This window comes from Bradyrhizobium barranii subsp. barranii (genome assembly GCF_017565645.3).
Taxonomy (GTDB): Bacteria; Pseudomonadota; Alphaproteobacteria; order Rhizobiales; family Xanthobacteraceae; genus Bradyrhizobium; species Bradyrhizobium barranii.
Window position 1 is genome coordinate 2,144,892 of the sequence record NZ_CP086136.1, and the last position, 17,689, is coordinate 2,162,580.

At 59.6% G+C, this 17,689-nt stretch carries 17 protein-coding genes and 1 pseudogene; 12 read left to right on the forward strand and 6 right to left on the reverse strand.

Annotated features, from left to right (window positions below; all coding sequences use genetic code 11):
• Positions 1–418 precede the first annotated feature (418 nt).
• The 7 genes from J4G43_RS10470 (at position 419) to J4G43_RS10505 (ending at position 6,888) form a co-directional block, all read left to right on the forward strand.
• Entirely contained in the window at positions 419–1,123 is a 705-nt protein-coding gene (locus J4G43_RS10470; RefSeq protein ID WP_208084731.1) for a hypothetical protein, read from the forward strand.
• Positions 1,124–1,746: 623 nt separating this feature from the next.
• Positions 1,747–2,499, forward strand: a complete 753-nt coding sequence (locus J4G43_RS10480; protein ID WP_208084732.1) for an SDR family oxidoreductase — start codon at positions 1,747–1,749, stop codon at positions 2,497–2,499.
• 66 nt (positions 2,500–2,565) lie between these two features.
• On the forward strand, positions 2,566–2,955 hold the full coding sequence (locus tag J4G43_RS10485) for a cupin domain-containing protein (protein ID WP_208084733.1): 390 nt from the start codon (positions 2,566–2,568) through the stop codon (positions 2,953–2,955).
• A 53-nt stretch (positions 2,956–3,008) separates the two neighbouring features.
• Entirely contained in the window at positions 3,009–3,983 is a 975-nt protein-coding gene (locus J4G43_RS10490) for an MBL fold metallo-hydrolase (RefSeq protein WP_208084734.1), read from the forward strand.
• Positions 3,984–4,064: 81 nt separating this feature from the next.
• Positions 4,065–4,730 carry a nitroreductase gene (locus tag J4G43_RS10495; RefSeq protein ID WP_208084735.1) on the forward strand — a complete coding sequence of 222 codons (666 nt, stop codon included), beginning with the start codon at positions 4,065–4,067 and terminating at the stop codon, positions 4,728–4,730.
• Between the two features lie 1,020 nt (positions 4,731–5,750).
• Positions 5,751–5,915, forward strand: a complete 165-nt coding sequence (locus J4G43_RS10500; protein WP_208084736.1) for a hypothetical protein — start codon at positions 5,751–5,753, stop codon at positions 5,913–5,915.
• Between the two features lie 415 nt (positions 5,916–6,330).
• Positions 6,331–6,888: a cytochrome P460 family protein gene (locus J4G43_RS10505; RefSeq protein ID WP_208084737.1), complete on the forward strand. Its 558-nt coding sequence runs from the start codon at positions 6,331–6,333 to the stop codon at positions 6,886–6,888.
• A 1,292-nt stretch (positions 6,889–8,180) separates the two neighbouring features.
• On the opposite strand, the gene J4G43_RS10510 is transcribed toward J4G43_RS10505, so the two are convergent.
• Together J4G43_RS10510 and J4G43_RS10515 are read right to left on the reverse strand one after the other, a co-directional pair.
• Positions 8,181–9,245, reverse strand: coding sequence for an HlyD family secretion protein (locus J4G43_RS10510; RefSeq protein ID WP_208084738.1), 1,065 nt, complete (start codon positions 9,243–9,245; stop codon positions 8,181–8,183).
• A gap of 6 nt (positions 9,246–9,251) precedes the next feature.
• A complete protein-coding gene (locus J4G43_RS10515) occupies positions 9,252–9,455 on the reverse strand; it encodes a DUF1656 domain-containing protein (protein WP_208084739.1) in 204 nt (67 codons plus the stop codon).
• 357 nt (positions 9,456–9,812) lie between these two features.
• Here J4G43_RS10515 and J4G43_RS10520 point away from each other — a divergent pair, with 357 nt between their 5' ends.
• The 4 genes and pseudogenes from J4G43_RS10520 (at position 9,813) to J4G43_RS10530 (ending at position 10,989) form a co-directional block, all read left to right on the forward strand.
• Positions 9,813–9,965, forward strand: a complete 153-nt coding sequence (locus J4G43_RS10520) for a hypothetical protein (RefSeq protein ID WP_208084740.1) — start codon at positions 9,813–9,815, stop codon at positions 9,963–9,965.
• Positions 9,966–10,010: 45 nt separating this feature from the next.
• The gene (locus J4G43_RS10525; RefSeq protein WP_225004785.1) at positions 10,011–10,322 is read left to right on the forward strand and encodes a hemerythrin domain-containing protein; all 312 of its coding nucleotides are present in this window, start codon (positions 10,011–10,013) and stop codon (positions 10,320–10,322) included.
• Positions 10,273–10,575, forward strand: a pseudogene (locus J4G43_RS55905) (hemerythrin domain-containing protein); the annotation flags it as partial. The gene J4G43_RS10525 and the pseudogene J4G43_RS55905, both read left to right, overlap by 50 nt.
• 138 nt (positions 10,576–10,713) lie before the next feature.
• Entirely contained in the window at positions 10,714–10,989 is a 276-nt protein-coding gene (locus J4G43_RS10530; RefSeq protein ID WP_225004787.1) for a hypothetical protein, read from the forward strand.
• A gap of 160 nt (positions 10,990–11,149) precedes the next feature.
• On the opposite strand, the gene J4G43_RS10535 is transcribed toward J4G43_RS10530, so the two are convergent.
• The gene (locus J4G43_RS10535; RefSeq protein WP_028154089.1) at positions 11,150–11,575 is read right to left on the reverse strand and encodes a hypothetical protein; all 426 of its coding nucleotides are present in this window, start codon (positions 11,573–11,575) and stop codon (positions 11,150–11,152) included.
• Positions 11,576–11,780: 205 nt separating this feature from the next.
• Here J4G43_RS10535 and J4G43_RS10540 point away from each other — a divergent pair, with 205 nt between their 5' ends.
• Complete coding sequence (locus J4G43_RS10540) at positions 11,781–11,984, forward strand: cold-shock protein (protein WP_028141284.1); 204 nt, start codon at positions 11,781–11,783, stop codon at positions 11,982–11,984.
• 361 nt (positions 11,985–12,345) lie between these two features.
• Here J4G43_RS10540 and J4G43_RS10545 read toward each other — a convergent pair whose 3' ends face one another.
• From J4G43_RS10545 to tkt, 3 genes are all read right to left on the reverse strand, one after another.
• Positions 12,346–12,528 carry a hypothetical protein gene (locus tag J4G43_RS10545; RefSeq protein WP_028154091.1) on the reverse strand — a complete coding sequence of 61 codons (183 nt, stop codon included), beginning with the start codon at positions 12,526–12,528 and terminating at the stop codon, positions 12,346–12,348.
• Between the two features lie 390 nt (positions 12,529–12,918).
• Positions 12,919–15,576: an MGH1-like glycoside hydrolase domain-containing protein gene (locus J4G43_RS10550; RefSeq protein ID WP_210387319.1), complete on the reverse strand. Its 2,658-nt coding sequence runs from the start codon at positions 15,574–15,576 to the stop codon at positions 12,919–12,921.
• A 1-nt stretch (position 15,577) separates the two neighbouring features.
• Positions 15,578–17,644: a transketolase gene (gene tkt / locus J4G43_RS10555; protein WP_208084742.1), complete on the reverse strand. Its 2,067-nt coding sequence runs from the start codon at positions 17,642–17,644 to the stop codon at positions 15,578–15,580.
• Positions 17,645–17,689 lie beyond the last annotated feature (45 nt).

A 17,689-nucleotide genomic window follows, 5' to 3' on the forward strand; every position in this document is an offset into this window, starting at 1 on the left:
CGCGACGAGGCTTAGGGGCGCTTCGAACGAGAAAGCCAGGCGCGAGCTTGACTTCCGTCCGCGCCCGCTCGAGTGGATTCTAGATCAAAGATCGGACTGAATAAGTGCGCTGCGCGTCTGACATACAAAAGGTTGGCGTAATGGCCGCCCCCGCACATTGCCGTCTGTCCGCACCGGGGGAGGTACGCGCTGAATTTTCGGCGCAAGCTACGATGCCGCGATTGCGGTCGGCTCGCGCGAGGGCGGTCGAAACAGCGATGCATTTGCTGCGGTGTAGAGTCAGGCGGCGAGACTCCTTGGGCGAAACGGGGACGTCGAGGATCGTGCCCTGCGATCAGCAATGCGATCTTTGCGGCGACGGGCAAGCGGCTGCGCAAGATGCCGGTCGATCCGTCCATCCTGAAGACATGAGGTATCCATGAGCACGTTGCTTGGCCAAGTCCTCGAAGCGCACGGCGGTCTGGAACGCTGGCGGCGACACAGCAAGGTTGAGGCCACCATCGTCACCGGTGGTGGCCTCTTCCCGCTGAAAGGCCTGATGCAGGATCGCAATCCGCGGCGCATGACTGTGTGGCTGCACGAGGAGCGCTCTTCCATCACGCCTTTCGGAGCTTCCGATCAGCGCACGATGTTCACGCCGGACCGGATCGCCATCGAAAAGCTTGACGGTGCGTTGGTCGCCGAGCGCTACGCGCCCCGGGATTCCTTTGCCGGACACCAGATGCACACGCCCTGGGATCCCCTGCACCGCGCCTACTTCAACGGCGAAGCCGTGTGGACCTATCTCACGACGCCATTCCTGGTCCGTGTCGAAGAGACCGATGCCTGGCGGGACGGGGCAGAGCCATGGCGCGTGCTGCGCGCCTACTTCCCCGGCTGGATGGAAACCCACTGCGCGGTCCAGGACTTCTTTTTCGGCGAGGACATGATGCTGCGCCGTCACGATTACAGTGTGAACATCGCGGGAGGTCTTCCGGCCGCCCAACTCACATTTGGCTATATCGAAGCGGATGGCATTCGTCTGCCGAGCATACGGCGCGCCTACGCGCGCGGTCCTGATCGCAGGCCCATCACGGACATGCTGCTGGTCTCGATCGATTTCAGCGAGGTCGCCTTCCGGTAATCATCCGCCGCTCTGGCGGGCCCCGGCGACACAACAACCGAGACATTTTCGTAATCGCGAAACTTGAGGCTGACGAGATAGGCATCCTCGGAAGGAAACGAGCCGGAAAGACCCGGCAGGGGGTTGTCATCTCGAGTTTCGGTAACCGCGAGTTCGGCGCTACGCAGGGAGCGCGTGATCAGCGAGGGCGCGTCCTTCAGATGCAACGTCTGCCCGAGCTTCTGTCCGTACATACTTACTAATGTCATTGGGCCGGCCCATCCGTCGGGTTGGATCGGACAAATCACTCGTCTCGCCGCGAGGTCGCCGCCCATTATCCGGGATCGGCGAGCGGCGGTCTAGACTCGGAAGGGGATGCGCGGCTGTTGGTGAGAGCCCTGTGGTAGGATGATTTTCAGAGTGATTTCAACGCCCGGATGCGAATGTGCCAGTGCATCGTTCAGCGAGCCTGACCAAAAAATCCGGCACAGAATAAAATATCGCATTCGGAAGCTTGCAGCAGGATCAGGCAAAGCACAGCTGCTTCGGGAAAGAACCCGTAATTCTGGGCACCTAGAATGCGGACCGAAAACTCGCGGCACTCTCACTTTCCGCCTTCCAGTCGTTAACAAGGGAGGGTGATCATGAAGATCGTCGTCATCGGCGGCACCGGCCTGATCGGCTCGAAGACCGTCGCGATTCTGCGTCAGGGTGGCCACGAAGTCCTCGCCGCCTCGCCCAACAGCGGTATCAACACCATCACCGGCGAGGGTCTCAAGGAGTCAACGGCCGGCGCGGAGGTGGTGGTCGACCTCGCCAATTCGCCCTCATTTGAAGACAAGGCGGTGCTGGAATTCTTCGAGACGTCTGGCCGTAACCTTCTCGCGGCGGAGGCGGCAGCGAACGTCCGGCACCATGTCGCACTATCAATCGTCGCAATCGACCGGACAGACAATGGCTATTTCCGCGCCAAGGTCGCCCAGGAGAAATTGATCAAGTCCTCCGGTATCCCATACACCATCGTCCGTTCGACCCAGTTCCTGGAATTCCTTCGCGGCATTGCCGATCTAAGCGCAGTTGGAAACAGAGTCAGGCTCCCGCCGGTCCTGTTCCAACCCATCGCGGCGGACGACGTTGCTGCCAACGTCGCCGAAGTGGCGCTCGCGGCGCCGCGAAATGGCATCGTCGAGATCGCCGGCCCGGAACGAGCACCGTTCAACGAAATCGTCGCCCGCTATCTGAAGGCGATCGGCGACCCGCGCGAGGTCGTGAGCGACCCCGAGGCGCGGTATGGCGGCGGTCGGGTCGAGGAGAAATCGCTGGTGCCACTCGGCGAGGCGCGCCTCGGGCGCATCGGTCTGGACGAATGGCTTCGCCGCTCGCAAGCAAAAGCCTGATCCCACATCGGAGGCAAGCCCAGTCTGTCGCGAGCGGATCCCCGGCAACGAAGAAAAGAGGCGACCATGACGATCAAACTCGTTGCGTTGGTTCTTCTGTGCCTCATGATCGGCACGGCCGTGGCTCAGGAGCCCAAGGTCACGTCACTCATGTCTAAGGATCTTCCGGAGAATCCTGGAAGGGAAGCTCTGATGATCATTGTCGAGCATGCGCCCGGCGGGTCGAGCACTATCCACCGACACAATGCACATGCGTTTGTATACGTGCTGGAGGGCTCCGTCGTGATGCAGCTGAAGGGTGGACAACCGGTGACACTGACACCGGGACAGTCCTTCTATGAAGGCCCTGCTGATGTTCATGTCGTCGACCGGAACGCGAGCAGCACCCAGCCGGCGAAATTCCTGGTGCTCATGATCAAGGACAAAGGTGCCCCGGCGGTCGTGCCCGCGCAGTGATTGTTACGGCAACGCAAGTCCACGAAAGGTAAGGCGAACAACAGGAGACAAATATGAGCCTGGACACAAACACGAGCTTGGGCAACACCCCACATCCCTCGGTCAAATCCTGCGCCGACAAGGTAAGCGAGAAGTACATCCACGGTCGACCGGAGCCCGAGTTGGTTCCGTCGCGCTACGCGCTGAAGGTCGGTAACATTGACGTGCTGGTGGTCAGCGATGGGGTGCTATCGCTGCCAGGCGCGATGTTGGGCCACAACGTTGATCCGGCCGTCCGGGCGGCCTGGCTGGAGGACATGTTTCTGCCGGTGGATGTGCTCGAGTGGGCGCTGAACGTTGTCGTGGTGCGTAGCGGCGACCGGACCATACTCGTCGACGCGGGGATGGGAGCGGAGTTTCCGGACTTGCCACGGGCCGGGCACACGGTCCAACGATTGGAGGCCGCCGGCATCGATCTCGCATCCGTGACCGACGTGGTGCTCACCCACCTGCACATGGACCACGTTGGCGGGTTGCTCATCGACGGAGTGAGGGAGCGGCTGCGTCCGGAACTGCGGGTCCACGTGGCGGCCGCCGAAACCAAGTTCTGGGAGTCGCCCGATTTCTCCCACGTCTCCATGCCGCCGGGGTTCCCGGACGCGCTTCGGCGGACGGCCAAGCGGTTCTTGAAAGAGTACGAGAGTCAGTTGCGGACGTTCGAGGAACAGCACGAAGTGGTGCCGGGGGTGCTCGTCACACGCACCGGCGGCCACACCCCCGGGCACAGCGTGGTCCGTCTGGCATCCGGCAGCGACCGGCTGACGTTCGCCGGCGACGCCGTGTTCCAGGTCGGGTTCGAGCATCCCGACTGGTACAACGGCTTCGAACACGATCCGGAGGAGGCGGCCCGCGTCCGGGTCCGTCTTTTGCGGGAGCTGGCGGCGAACCGCGAGTCGCTGGTGGCCACTCACCTTTCGTTCCCATCCGTCTGCCATGTGGCAGTCGACGGCGACGTCTTTCGTTGGGTACCGGGCCCCTGGGAGTACTGACCGCTTATTGGGTTAGGGCCGAACCAGACGACCGCATGCGTTTGAACGAAACGGATGCCCAACGGCAGGGAGGCGAACATCATGGATGTATATGAGGCAGTCACAAGCCGACGGGCGGTACGCGGATTCAAAGACGAGCCTGTGTCGAGGGAGGTGCTTGAGCGCGTGCTGTCCGCCGCGGCTTGGTCGCCGTCCGGATCGAACATCCAGCCGTGGAACATCTACGTGTTGACCGGCGCGCCGCTGTCCGAGCTCAAGACGCGCGCCGTCGAGCGCGTGTGCCACGGCGACCCCTGGGACGAGCGGCAGTACGAGATGTACCCGCCCGCGCTGAAGTCCCCGTACGGGGAGCGCCGATCCGCCTTTGGCAAGGAGCGCTACAGCGCGCTCGGCATTGCGCGCGAGGACTGGGAGGCGCGCCAGCGGGCGGCCATCGGCAACTGGAACTGTTTCGGCGCGGCCGCCGCCCTGTTCTGCTACATCGACCGCGACCTGGGCCGGCCCCAATGGGCCGACGTCGGCATGTATCTGCAGACCGTCATGCTGCTGCTCCGCGCCGAAGGGCTGCACAGCTGCCCACAGATGGCGTGGTCGCAAGTTCGCGAGACGGTCGCGGAGGTCCTGTCACCCTCGGACGGGCTCATCCTCTTCTGCGGCATGTCGATCGGGTACGTGGACCCCACGGTGAGTTACGCCCGTACGGGCCGCGCCCCGCTCGACGAGACGGTCACGTTCGTCGGCGGTTAGTTACTTGCGCTCGGAGACGAGAGGTCCCTTCCATGGAGGTGTAGGGGCTCTGCTTCGGATCGATCCGACATCTCAAGCGGCGCGTTATCGGCGGCATGTAGGGCGTCCCAACGTCGTGCTTCTTTTCGGCCGCAACCCTCCAATCAACCATTGTCCGGTCTCATAAGATAGTTCGCCGCATCTGCTCGCGGCAGCAAGTGGCCCATCTCATCCCGTCAGTCAGCGCTGTGGAGCGTCAGGTCTGAAATCAAAGGCAGACCGGAAGTAGCTGACCGATTGAAAAAGCGACGCGATAACCCTCAACGGACGTTCGGTTCGCATCATTCCTTCCACTGTCCCGGTACGGGGCGGATTGTACCGACTGGATTTGGCGCGAAAACTGTCATTTTTGAAACTTTGCCCGATATTGCAATCCCTCTCAAATGCCCGCGATGTGGTCACCCCCATGTTTGGAAACCGAAGGATGCTTGGGTCAGTCGCCCCAATGAACCGCCATAAGGACAAATCAAAAGACGACATTCTATGGGCGCGATGCCGTCATAAATCCGCAATCTATGGCAATGAACCTTTCCGCGATTCCAGATTTCTGTAATTTGTGGCGTTAGTTCGGGAGCAAGTGATGACGCAGCATAACCAACAAGGAATGACGCCGCGAGACCATCTCTTGGAGGAAGTTCGGAAGGAGCTAATTAAATTCGAGCGGCGAGAAGTGGAGTTCCGCAAGAAGGACCGAGAGGAGCGCGCTGTGGAGTTGCGGCTTCCCTTGGAGGAAATTAAGATTCACTAATTCCAGAGGCCGGCTAGATGGCGGTCTCTGTCGTTTCGAATGTCACCTATTGGCCCAAGGCCAACATGCAGTCATGTCGGCTTCAACGTCGCCTCTGTGAGCAAAGCGGACGTGAGACTTGCAAGGGTTCCTTCACCTTGATCTAGGGATACATCCGAAGGGGCAATAGCCGGAGATCGCTTCGTGCTGAAGAGTGAGACCAGCTGCTGCTGGGGGCCAACCGGAGATGTCCGATGGGTGCGGCAGGCTCGCGCTTTGCGCATATGAAGAGAACTCTCCGCGTCCGGGCGGTCGTTATTGGCGTGCTGGAAGAGCTGCCGTTTATCTGCCCGTTGGCGGTCGCAGTCGGCTCACTGATCATGCTCGGCATCACGCTCTACAAGGATTGGCCGCAGTGAGGCGCGCCTCCCTCCTGCGAACAGGCTTTTTTTCTATCCGCGTCCCGCGTACCCCGTCAGTGCTGCTGTTCGGATGTCTGTCTGCTCGGCCCGCATTGCGCGCTCGATTCGCTCCGCCAAATCCCGCGAGGTCCGCGGCGACAGGAAGTGCAAGTTGTTGGTCTCCTTTCACTCCTCAACGATCTTGAGAAGGCGAGGGGCGTGCGCTCATAACGCCAGCTTCCGAGGGTAAAACACAAATCGCCCGGCATAGTCGGCATCGACTGCTTTTGACCCACAGCGGCCATGCACCGTTGCATCGGACCCATTTCGCAACGCGCAAATCCATGCTCTAATCATGCTCTTCGTGAGAAACGGTCGGCGCAGTCCTTGTCGATCGTCATCTGCCGCTAAACCGTGTGAGGGAGAAGCGACAATGAAAAGAGCCACGCTGATCAGTCTAAGTATTTCGCTGTCGATCGCGGTCTTGGCGGCTGGTGTCGCGATTTCCGCACAGGACAAGTACACTGTGCAGGTACCGAATGGGCTCGCCTTCTCTGAGTTTAGGGGATACGAGGACTGGCCAGTGATCGCGATCAGTGAGAACGGAGGCAAGGTCGCGGTGATCGTGGGGAATGCGGCAATGATCGACGCCTACAAGCAAGGCGTGCCTGACAACGGCAAGCCTTTCCCAGACGGCGCCAAGATGGCGAAAATTCATTGGAACCCGAAGAAGCAAGAAGCCTACCCCGGTCAGCCAACCGTGCCAGGTACTCAGCATGATGTTGATTTCATGGTGAAGGACAGCAAGAGGTTCGCGGACAGCGGCGGATGGGGATGGGGCGCGTTCGAGTATGACGCGGCGTCCGACGCGTTCAGGCCCGCCACCTTAGCGGATAGTCCGCCGCAGGAAAACGACGCAAAGTGCGGGTTCGCATGCCACACGGTGGTGCAGAACCGCGACTACGTTTTCACCGAGTACGGAAAGAGGTGAGTTTCGAGTAGCGCGAGCTCTCCGCTCTCCTGGAAGATAAATTCGAGCCTGCGAAATCCGGCTCCGCATCCCGGACAAATTGCATCGTCCCTTTTTCATTCGCCCGTTCCGCTGCTCTGAGTCTGGACTGAACTAAGCGGAACTAGGAGGGCATATGTCTTAGGCCGGGCCGCAGGGCCGAGGAAGGGAGGAAGTGACGCAACTCCAAAGAGAGGCGCAAGTGCGTTATCGATGTAGGGAGATAATTCAACCGGACGAAGCCCTGCGGAGGGCATAAGGCAGCATTGAGTTAGGAGGCCTCGCGGGCCGTGGACTTCAAAGAGACCCCGTCAGCGCTCGAAAGAAAGGCCGCCTGCGTTGCCACAAGCGGCCCAAGTCTAGGGAGGAAACGCCCAAGGAGGGCAGCGATAGCGGGAGCGCTACCGCATGCCCTAGCCAAGACGATTGCGATCAGCGGTTCAACTGAACGTTGGTAAACGTCGGGCATCTAAAGGGGGCACGGACCGATACGAAGGTTTATGGCGCTCGCCCTGGTCGGTTCGCAGCCGCTGCGAGCCATGCGGTTAGGAGCGGCGGTTCGCGAAGTTAAAAGCGCGGGGTGAGAGAGGTCGAACCGACTAGCCACTTCGAAGCACGTCACGGCCCGTTGACTGATCAGCGTCCCGCCGAACGAGCTCGTTCGTGGCGAACATTTTTGGAAGCTACCCGGCTTGTATATTCTCCATCTTGTTTGGACACGGAGCGGGAGTGGACCGCCATTCAGGGCATGCGGATCCTCGCGGGCACGGCGACCTGGATCGAACGGCATACCCTGCCTGACAGGCTTAGAACGTGGATGAGCTACCATCGGATGGGCCATTGGCTGGTAGCCAAGACCGTAGGTTCCCACATGCTAGAATGAAAAACAGTTTATATATCAATGGGGATTGACTGACACTCTCTCCGCCACTGCCTTTGTTTCTGCACCGTTCACACCAACGAGATACCGCGTGCAGACCCATTGGGGCCGGCTATGCGCGCGTCGTAGATTTGGATATTGGGGCGAGCAAATCGGACATCTGCGCGATCAGAGTGGTCACCCTACTGCCTCGCACGACAACCAAGACTGCGATTCGGTAGATAAAGCCACCTGTCTGTCTCCTTGGTTCGGTGGTGGATTGCTGCGTGGCTGCCCACGTTGTTCTAGCCGTTGACCCAACAGGCCTGTGCCTCACCTGGTTGAGGCACGACCTCGATCGTCTATCTCAATCGTGGCAGTCATGCCGGCCGTGAGCACGACGCCCGGGGGCACCTCATCGATATGGATGCGAACCGGGATGCGTTGGGCCAGGCGTACCCACGTGAATATGGGATTGACGGTCGCAACGCCTTGACCGTTGGGGCTGCGCGTTCGCGACGTTGATTGCGCGGGCGATGCTGTCGACGTGACCACGCACGATTTGAGCGTGACCCATCAGCTTGATTTGAGTCGGATCGCCCACGCGGATAGGAGCAAGGTTCGTCTCCTCGAAATATCCGTCGACCCAGAATGAATCGGCGTCGACAAGAGAAATGGTGTTTACGCCGACATTGATGTAGTCGCCAAGCTGCGCCAGCAAGTTCGTCACGTAACCGTCGACGGGAGCGAGAATGCGCGTGCGTTCGAGGTTCACCTGCGCCTGGTTGAGCTGGGCTTTGGCTTGCGCAAGACCTGCCTCGGCACTCAGGCGCTGCGCTTTCAGCGTCTCGACCTGCCGCAGCGCCTGATTGAGGCTGTCCTGCGCAGACTGCACCGTCGCCTCCTGCTGATGCAGCTGGGACGTAAACTGCTCGGCATTCTGAACGGTGCCATAACCGTCCTTCGCCAGTTTTTGGTAACGTTGGGCCTGTTGCTGTGCAAATACGAGCGCGGCGCGCCCCAGCCGTAATTGTGCCTTGCTTGCATTGATCTGTGCCTGCTGGACGTTCATTTGAGCGTCGATGCTATGCACGTTCGCCTGCGCCTGCTGCACCGCTGCCTCGGATTGGCTGACCGCGATCCTGTAGTTGGTGGGATCGATCACCAGCAGCAGATCACCCCTGTGAACGTATTTGTTGTCGACCACATGTAGCTCGACGATGCGCCCGGCGACCTCGGGGGCCATCGTCACCACATAGGCGCGCACGGTCGCGTCGCGCGTCCACGGTGCTCCCATGTAGGCGTCCCACATCTTCCAACCGAGCAGCCCGGCAAGCACGACCGCTGCCAGCGTGATCAGAAATGGACCCATCGTTATGCGCTGCCTGACAGCGCGCGATTCCGGCGGAGGCGACGGGGCGGTCTTGTCGTGGTCGTCGCCCGTTTCGGTACGCTTTGATGTGACTTCAGCTACGGTCATGACAACTCACTCGGCAAGGATCAGGATCGAGGACGCGAGAACCATGATGTACACGGCAAACACGAACAGCGCGGGATGCCAGACATGCCGCAGCAAACCCGCGCGGTTAGCGATCCGACGGAGTATGACGGTGATGATCCAGGCTCCGATCATCAAGATTGAGACCGGCGCAACGTAGACACCGAACAGGTTGATTTCGGTAAATCTCATGCAGAAACTCCTGCGTCGAAGTAACGGCCATGCTCGGCAAGTGCCTCGCAGATGAGCAGGACGCGACCGCGCGCCCGAAGCGCCTCCAGCCCGGTTTCAGGTGCGGAAGCGAGCCGGTCGTCGAGTTCTCGCAACCTCAGAAGGTCGTGATGCGTCTACATGAGAGGAGGGGCCTTTATGAAACTGCCTTTTTCTCGCGCCGTTCTCCGCAGCGTGGGATTTTCGAACGACCGACGCCGAGGCGATCCGAATATTTTAATAAGGCCTCGACATGCGGCGCGGCCCGCACGACCCGTACGAACTGCGCGACCTGAAGATCGCGTTGGCTGCAGCGCTTGGCCGATCGAAATTCCGCGCATGTCCACTTGGTCGCGGGCCACGGTGTCGCTGATCGGTTGCGACAAGGAGCCGGTCGAGGTTGAGCTGGAGTTGAGGGCGCGGCTGAGACTGCCGTCGGGAAAGCCGACGGCCGATTTAAGTTATCTCGGATTGATCTGTCGCAAATGCTGACACCGGACCAAAGACTATGTTGAGAGCGGTTTATGGAGCTCTGCCATGATCATAGAGCGCTTATCCAAAGAGCATCTCAACATTGAGAAGCTGCTGGCCATCCTCGAGCGGGAACTCGAGGTATTCGACCGCGGCGACCGTGCTGACTACGAAGTCATTCACGCGGTTATCAGTTACTTCGAAGTCTACCCAGAAGTTTATCATCATCCTCAGGAAGACTTGGTATTTGCCAAGCTGAGGGGCACGAGATCCGGCTGCTGCTGCGAAGGTCGGCGATCTAGCTCGCGAACACCAGAAAGGGGCCCAACTTTTACGCCGCGTCGCTCAGGCGGTCGACAGCGTTCTCGCGGAACGTGAGATTCTGCGCGAAGATGTGGATCTTATCGTTCGGGATTTTATCGCACACGAGCGCCGTCACATGAGGATGGAAGATCGCGATTTTTTTCCCGTGGCACTTAAGGTTCTCAAGCCTCAAGATTGGACTGAGATCGCTTCAGTCGCAACGAGTCACAATGACCCGCTATTCAGCGACGTTGCCGAGGAGCGGTTTGACACGCTGCGCGCACATATTGTGCGGCTTGAGCAGGAGGCTGACGCGGAGCGAAAGTAATCGCTATGGCGTCGCGCAGTGCATTGTGCCGCGCGACGCTGAGGACGCCGAGGTCAAGCGCGCAAGGGAGAGTCAGAATTTAGCTGCGCCTTTGCTTGCGCGCTCACAGACGCTTGCGGCCCGAAGTAGGAGGCTATGATGCCGCACCTCACCGACGATCTCGAATCGACCATGCGCTATGCATTGCTGACAACGCGTGCTATAGCATTCTGTCCTTTCCATCCAGAGGTCATGATCCGCGTCGGAGACAGCGACGCCGAAACCCATGCTTATTACCGCGCCAGAAGCATCACCCGGAGTGACGGCACGTGTTGGGAGCGTGAAGATCTCATGGAGGAGATTGTGCGCCAACTCACGGATGCGGCCGACGGCGTGTGTCCTCGGTGTGCGCAGCTGGTTGCTTCCCATAACTGACGGGCCGCGCCGTCAGGACACCGGAAAAGGAAAACCGAGGCAAGAAACCTTAGTGTTGGCTAAATGAGGGAGGAACTGCCCGACAAGCGAAGGCGTGTGCCCAGCGGAAGAAGCCGATGACCTGTTCGACTAACTTTCATGTCAAGACGCGAGGATCGGACTAAATTACAAACGTCGTGCCAAGATTGAGGACCATCTTTACCATCCACTGGCCCTTGATCGTAAAGGTCATGGAGCTCGGGTTTGGTATCTCGAAATTAAAAAAGACGCTTCCGCTCTTATTAAACGCCGCGCCCGACAACGCATCAGGAAAAAATGACACGTTTTGCGTGACGTCACCTCGGTGGCCCTTGACGTCCTTCAATGACCATGGACCGCTGATGTTGCGCATAAGTTGCGAATCTAGTTGGAAGTCCGTGTCCGAAACACCGCTTCCAGAGATTGGACCGGAGCAACCTAAAAGTGCTGCGATATTAGCTACTCTGCTGCCAATCTTAAACGATATCGATGCGGTGCCCGACGACGTGCGTACCCTCAGCACGTGCGCAGCAATAAACCAGTCGTCCGCCTTTGTGTCTGCTGCCACGGCCGCCTCCCGCTGTAACTGAAACCTCTCGCCAGCGACTGGAGATTAACCGTCTTGATGTCATACCCATGTGAAGAGGTTCACACGACGTAAAACGACATCCTCGGCTCGCGTACACCTCCGGCGCATGAGCGCGGTTGCGACCAGCCTTTCTTTCGTCGAAATTCGGGCACTAGTTTTGCTTTTTGGAAAATGGAGAAGTTAAGTGGCAATGGGGACGGTAAAGTGGTTCAACCCGACGAAGGGCTACGGGTTCATTCAACCTGACAACGGCGGCAAAGATGTGTTTGTCCATATCTCGGCAGTCGAGAAGGCTGGTTTCACCTCACTCGCAGAGGGAGCCAAGGTTAGTTTCGACGTCGTGAACAATCGCGGAAAAGACTCGGCGGAAAATCTACGAATCGGGTGATGCGCCCATTGTGTTGTTCAACAGAAAGGCCGCAGCGGCGAACCACTGCGGCCTGCTGCCGGGTTAAAATTTATAAGTGAAATATGGGTCCAGCCCCGGCGAGATGAAGCCTACAGCGCGGGGCGGGGCGCAATGTCGTCGATGTCACACTTTGAGACAATTAAATGCGTCAGCTGTTCTTACTGAGGAGGGCCCGCCGGGGCTGGGAAGGCGAGCCCTCAACCCAAAGGCCGCAAAAGCTCTCCGGCAGCCCTGACGGACGCAGCAGTCTGCACCTGATCGGCAGATGCGAGCGTTAAAACAATATCGAATTCTGGCGGGCTCGCTCAACGAACTTGGTGCGATCAAGCCAGCGGTCCAATCACCGCTGATGGCCTAAACCAACTCCCAATACGAGCGCCTTCTGACGGAGCGCGCCCTCGGTTCGCTTGGTCATCTTGGCTATTTTGACGACAGGCGTCCGCGCCTTGGAGTGCGCCTTCAAGTCTCTGATATCGGCAGCAGTCCACTCGCGACGAACAGTCTTCTTTGTCTTCTTGGCCAAGGCGCCGCTCCATCAATGTTGATGGCGCGGTCTAGCACACGGAAGGTACGACCGTCACGCGGGATGGTGTGACGCAACGCGCGGTGCACACCTGGCCTGAGGATAGAGCGGGAAGGCCGGTGAGGCCGCGACGAGCGGTGAGGGCGAGGAGGGCGGCGCGCAAAGTTGGTCAATCCTGTCGGGAAATTAGGAAAGCCATCGGAACGCTAGAGAGATGGTGCTCGGAGCTAGACATCAGCAGAAGGCGATTAACGTTGTTATGTTGTATGCCGCCTGACGGAAACGCGCTGGTGATCTGCGAAGCGATCGGCCAATTCATTTTTTTCCCAAGCGATGCTTGTGCGGTCGAATGCAATCGCGAAAACCGCGCAGCGAGGCGATCTTCCACTGTTACTTCCGACCACTTCGAAACCGCCGATTGGCCACCAGTGCACCGGCCAGAGCCGTCCATCCGGTCTGATGCGAAGCGCCAAGTCCTTCACCGGTATCGCCGTGAAAGTATTCGTAGAATACCAAAGAATCGCGCCATGCCCCATCGCGCTGGAAGCGTGAATCCGATCCCAGTGCTGGTCGTCGGCCGTCTGAGTCTCGGAGGAACAATCTGAGCAGTCGGCGCTCGAGCTCTTCGGCCACTTGCTCGAGACTTGCCTGCCTACGCGATCCTGTCGGCAGTTCAACGGTAAAATCTTCGCCAAGGTTGGTATGAAGATGTCGTAGCGAATCGATCGCGAGAAAATTGAGCGGAAACCAGATCGGTCCGCGCCAGTTGGAATTGCCGCCGAACAGAGCGGTCCGAGATGCGCCTGGCTCATAGTCGAGACGAGCGACATGTCCGTCCATGTTAACGACGAGCGGATGCTCACGGTGGTAACGCGACAACGAGCGTAGCCCGTAAGGTGAGAGAAACTCCGATTCGTCGAGCATACACGCGAGAATCCGCTTCATGCGCGACTTGCCCACCAGCGAGATCAGCCGAGGGCGTCCATTGGTCGCAGGCGTGTGCAGGAATTCTGTAAGGCCAGGCTTGTTATCGATGTACCAGCGCGCGCGCTTGCGGAACATCGGCAGTCGGTCCCACAGCGCTGCATCGAGCTGGACGGCCGCAAAGATTGGTAACAGTCCAACCATAGAACGTGCGCGCACCGTGAAAGTCGAGCCGTCGCGCTTGCGAAGCCGATCATAGAAAAAGCCGTCTTGGTCGTCCCACAGCTTGTTCATAGCGGCCGCGATTAGGGCGAAATGCTCGAAGAACTTTACCGCGACGTCCTCGTAGCTAGGCTCGTGGTTGGCAAGCAGGAGTGCCATCTCCAGCATGTTGAGACAGAACTTAGCCATCCAGGCGGTGCCATCCGACTGCTCCAGTACATCGCCGTCAGGGTGCATTTGCGAGCGGTCGAACGGGCCGATGTTGTCGAGCCCGAGAAAGCCGCCCTCGAACACGTTGTCGCCACACGCGTCTTCTCGATTTACCCACCAGGTGAAATTGATCAAGAGCTTTTGAAACGCGCGAGCCAGAAAGTCGAAATCGGTGCCACCATCGATCCGGAACACCGCAAGCGTGGCCCACGCCTGAACTGGCGGATTCACGTCTCCGAAATTCCATTCATACGCCGGCAACTGGCCGTTCGGGTGCATGTACCATTCGCGTGCCAGCAGCAGCAGTGGATGTTTCGCTGCTGAGGGGTCGATGTGCGCCAGCACCACGCAATGGAAGGCGAGGTCCCATGAGGCATACCATGGATATTCCCATTTGTCGGGCATGGCGATGATGTCGTGGTTGTTGAGATGGCGCCAGCCCGCGTTGCGACCGGACGCACGTGGTTCGGGCGGACCTATGATGTCGCCGTCGAGCCAGCGCGCGACGTCGTAATGGTAAAACTGCTGGCTCCACAGCATGCCAGCGAACGCCTGCCGCATTACTACGGCCTCCTCCTCACTCGCGTCGTCAGGAGTCAGCGCGGTATAGTACTCGTCGGCTTCGCGCCTCCGGTCGGTATGGATCCGCTCGAAGTCTGCTCCGAGGTTCGCGGCCTGGTCGCGTCCATCACGTGCCAGGCGAAGCCTGAGCTCGACCGTTTCGCCGCCGGCGACTTTGAGGCGATACCAGCAGGCCATTTTTGTACCCCGCCTCGCAGGATTTACGGTCGCCGCACCGTGAACGACATGGTCGTTGATGCCGTCCTTTGGATAGGTCTGCTCAGTGGTGACGCCATACAGGTATCGGGCATTGGTTTCGTTTTCACAGAACAGTAGCGACGGCGGCTTTCCGGCCGAATCCACCCCGGCAGTGAAGCGCCAGCGGCCAAGCAGTTCTTCTTCAGCGATCGCGCCGACGTTGCCAGTCTCAGTAGCCGCCTGGATAATCGGCCGTGCGATGCCAGCCTCCCAGGACCAGCGATTGCGGAACCACAGTGTCGGAAGCACCTGAAGCTCAGCCGGATCGGGTCCGGCGTTTCGAACGCTGATGCGCATGCATATGTCGTCAGGTGATGCTTTGGCGTAATCCGCCGTGATCTGCCAGTAACGATCCCCTTCGAAAATACCGGTATCCAGGAGTTCAAACTCGGGCTCGTCCCTGTTGCGCCTTGCGTTCTCCTGCCGAAGCAAGGCGTAGGGAAACTCCGCTTGGGGGTAGTGGTAACGCCAACGAAGCCACGAGCTGGTCGGTGTTGCGTCGATATACCACCAGTACTCTTTAGCGTCCTCGCCGTGATTTCCTTCTGGACCACTGAGACCGAAGATACGTTCCTTCAGGAAGGGGTCACGTCCATTCCAAAAGGAGAGAGCAAAACACAGGCGCTGCGATCGATCGCAAAGGCGGGCAAGACCGTCCTCGTTCCACCGATAAGCGCGCGAGCGCGCGTGTTCGTGGGGGAAATATTGCCAGGCTTGTCCATCGGCACTGTAGTCTTCGCGCACGGTTCCCCAAGCCCGATCACTGACGTAAGGCCCGATCGCTTTCCAGTCGCCGGGAGTATCGGGCGAGGAGTCGGCAAGCCTTGCATGCTCAGCCGAAGGGGGCGGACCGGTTTGCCCGACATCGTCCATGCTATGCGGCATTCGAGGGCTGCAACAGCGCCTTAACCGTTGCGATGATATGATCCACGGTGAATCCGAACTCCTGCTGCAACGCCTTCAGCGGAGCGGAAGCGCCAAAAGTGTGCATGCCAATGACTCGGCCAGTCCTCCCGACGTACCGCTCCCAGCCGAACGTGGACGCCTGCTCGACTGCGACGCGGGCCGTGACCTCAGGTGGCAAGACGGCATCGCGGTATTCCTGGGTCTCGCGTTCGAAGACATCCCAGGACGGCATCGAGACCACACGCGAGCGGATACCATCCAAGCGAAGTCTCTCATGAGCGTCGGCCGCGAGACTCAACTCGCTGCCGGTGGCAATCAAGATTATATCCGGCTTACCCTCAGGAGGATCGGCGAGCACGTAGGCGCCTCGCGCCGCCCCGGATGCCGATGCGTACTTGCTGCGATCGAGGATCGGTAATGGTTGGCGAGACAGCGCCAACAAGGCTGGCCGATGACGAAGCTGCATGATGTAGCGATAGGCCTCAACCACTTCGTTGGCATCCCCGGGCCGGAACAGCGTCAGACCTGGCATTGCTCGCATTGAGGCGAGATGCTCGATCGGTTGGTGCGTTGGGCCATCTTCGCCATCGCCCATGGCATCATGGGTAAAAACAAACACCACCGGTAATTCCATCAGCGCAGCGAGTCGCATCGCGGGCCGAGCGTAATCGCTGAAGATCAGGAATGTCGCGCCGAACGGCCGCAGTTTCGACAGTGCGAGACCGTTCAGGATTGCCGCCATCGCATGCTCGCGGATGCCGAAATGCAAATTTTTGCCATCCGGTGTGGCGGCCTGAAGATCGCCTGCGCCTTCATAGGTCAAGAGCGTCTTGGTCGATGGACCCAGATCGGCCGAACCGCCGATTAACCAGGGAATGTTTTGCGCCAGAACGTTCAGGACCTTTCCCGACGCCTCACGACCCGCAACGCCCTTCGAATCCGGCGGGAATACCGGCAGGTCGCGGTCCCAGCCTTGCGGAAGCGTGCGCTGTTGCATCTGGTCGATCTCAGTCGCCAGGGCTGGATACTTTGAACGGTAATCGGCGAACAGCTCCCGCCACTTGCGATGGGCTTCTGCGCCTCGCACCCCGACGCCGGCGGCGAATTGTTCGAGAACGCCGTCAGGCACCAGGAAATTCGATTCTTCGGGCCAACCATAAGCGCGTTTAGTGAGTTTGACTTCTTCAACACCGAGCGGCTCGCCATGTGCCGCAGCAGTATCGTGACGATGTGGCGAGCCATATCCGATGTGGCTACTGAGCATCACCAGCGTCGGCCGGCCTTTCGTGTCGCGGAACGTCGTCAAGGCCCGTTCGATGCCCGCGATATCGTTGGCATCACTGACGTACAGGATGTTCCAGCCATAGCCAGTGAAACGGACGGCTACATCTTCCGTGAAGGCCAGCCGTGTGCTGCCTTCTATCGTGATATGATTGTTGTCGTAGATCCAGCACAGGTTATCGAGGCCGAGGTGGGCGGCCAGCGACGCCGCTTCCGAGCTGATGCCTTCCATCAGGCAGCCGTCGCCGCATACGGCGTAAATATCGTAGTCGAAGATGGCAAAGTCCGGCTTGTTGTATCGCGCAGCGAGCCAGCGCTGCGCGATTGCCATACCGACGCTGGTCGCAATGCCTTGTCCGAGCGGGCCACTGGTCGTTTCCACGCCGGACACCAGGTGGTATTCGGGATGCCCCGGCGCGTGACTCCCAAGCTGGCGAAAGCGTCGGATATCGTCGAGGGTGACAGCGGGCCTGCCCAGCGTTTCGTACTCGGCATTCACGGCCTGCGTGCCCGTGAGGTGGAGCACCGACCACAGCAGCATCGACGCGTGGCCGTTCGACAGCACGAAGCGGTCGCGGCCGGGCCAGATCGGATCTTGTGGATCGAAACGCATGACCTGGTTCCAGAGCGTATAGACAAGTGGAGCAAGCGCCATCGGCGTGCCGGGATGACCGGAGTTCGCGGCCTGCACCGCATCGATCGACAGTGTGCGGATGGTGTTGATCGCGAGTTGGTCGAGTTCGACGTCGGTCATGGTTGATTTCCTCCCGCGGGTGTCGATTACATGGCCGCTGGCGCG

Coding starts and splice junctions, on each gene's coding strand:
- J4G43_RS10520 (WP_208084740.1), top strand. CDS start 9,813: ATGTCCACTTGGTCGCGGGCCACGGTGTCGCTGATCGGTTGCGACAAG.
- J4G43_RS10480 (WP_208084732.1), top strand. CDS start 1,747: ATGAAGATCGTCGTCATCGGCGGCACCGGCCTGATCGGCTCGAAGACC.
- J4G43_RS10490 (WP_208084734.1), top strand. CDS start 3,009: ATGAGCCTGGACACAAACACGAGCTTGGGCAACACCCCACATCCCTCG.
- J4G43_RS10525 (WP_225004785.1), top strand. CDS start 10,011: ATGATCATAGAGCGCTTATCCAAAGAGCATCTCAACATTGAGAAGCTG.
- J4G43_RS10500 (WP_208084736.1), top strand. CDS start 5,751: ATGGGTGCGGCAGGCTCGCGCTTTGCGCATATGAAGAGAACTCTCCGC.
- J4G43_RS10505 (WP_208084737.1), top strand. CDS start 6,331: ATGAAAAGAGCCACGCTGATCAGTCTAAGTATTTCGCTGTCGATCGCG.
- J4G43_RS10515 (WP_208084739.1), bottom strand. CDS start 9,455: ATGAGATTTACCGAAATCAACCTGTTCGGTGTCTACGTTGCGCCGGTC.
- J4G43_RS10510 (WP_208084738.1), bottom strand. CDS start 9,245: ATGACCGTAGCTGAAGTCACATCAAAGCGTACCGAAACGGGCGACGAC.
- J4G43_RS10470 (WP_208084731.1), top strand. CDS start 419: ATGAGCACGTTGCTTGGCCAAGTCCTCGAAGCGCACGGCGGTCTGGAA.
- J4G43_RS10495 (WP_208084735.1), top strand. CDS start 4,065: ATGGATGTATATGAGGCAGTCACAAGCCGACGGGCGGTACGCGGATTC.
- J4G43_RS10485 (WP_208084733.1), top strand. CDS start 2,566: ATGACGATCAAACTCGTTGCGTTGGTTCTTCTGTGCCTCATGATCGGC.
- J4G43_RS10550 (WP_210387319.1), bottom strand. CDS start 15,576: ATGGACGATGTCGGGCAAACCGGTCCGCCCCCTTCGGCTGAGCATGCA.
- J4G43_RS10530 (WP_225004787.1), top strand. CDS start 10,714: ATGCCGCACCTCACCGACGATCTCGAATCGACCATGCGCTATGCATTG.
- tkt (WP_208084742.1), bottom strand. CDS start 17,644: ATGACCGACGTCGAACTCGACCAACTCGCGATCAACACCATCCGCACA.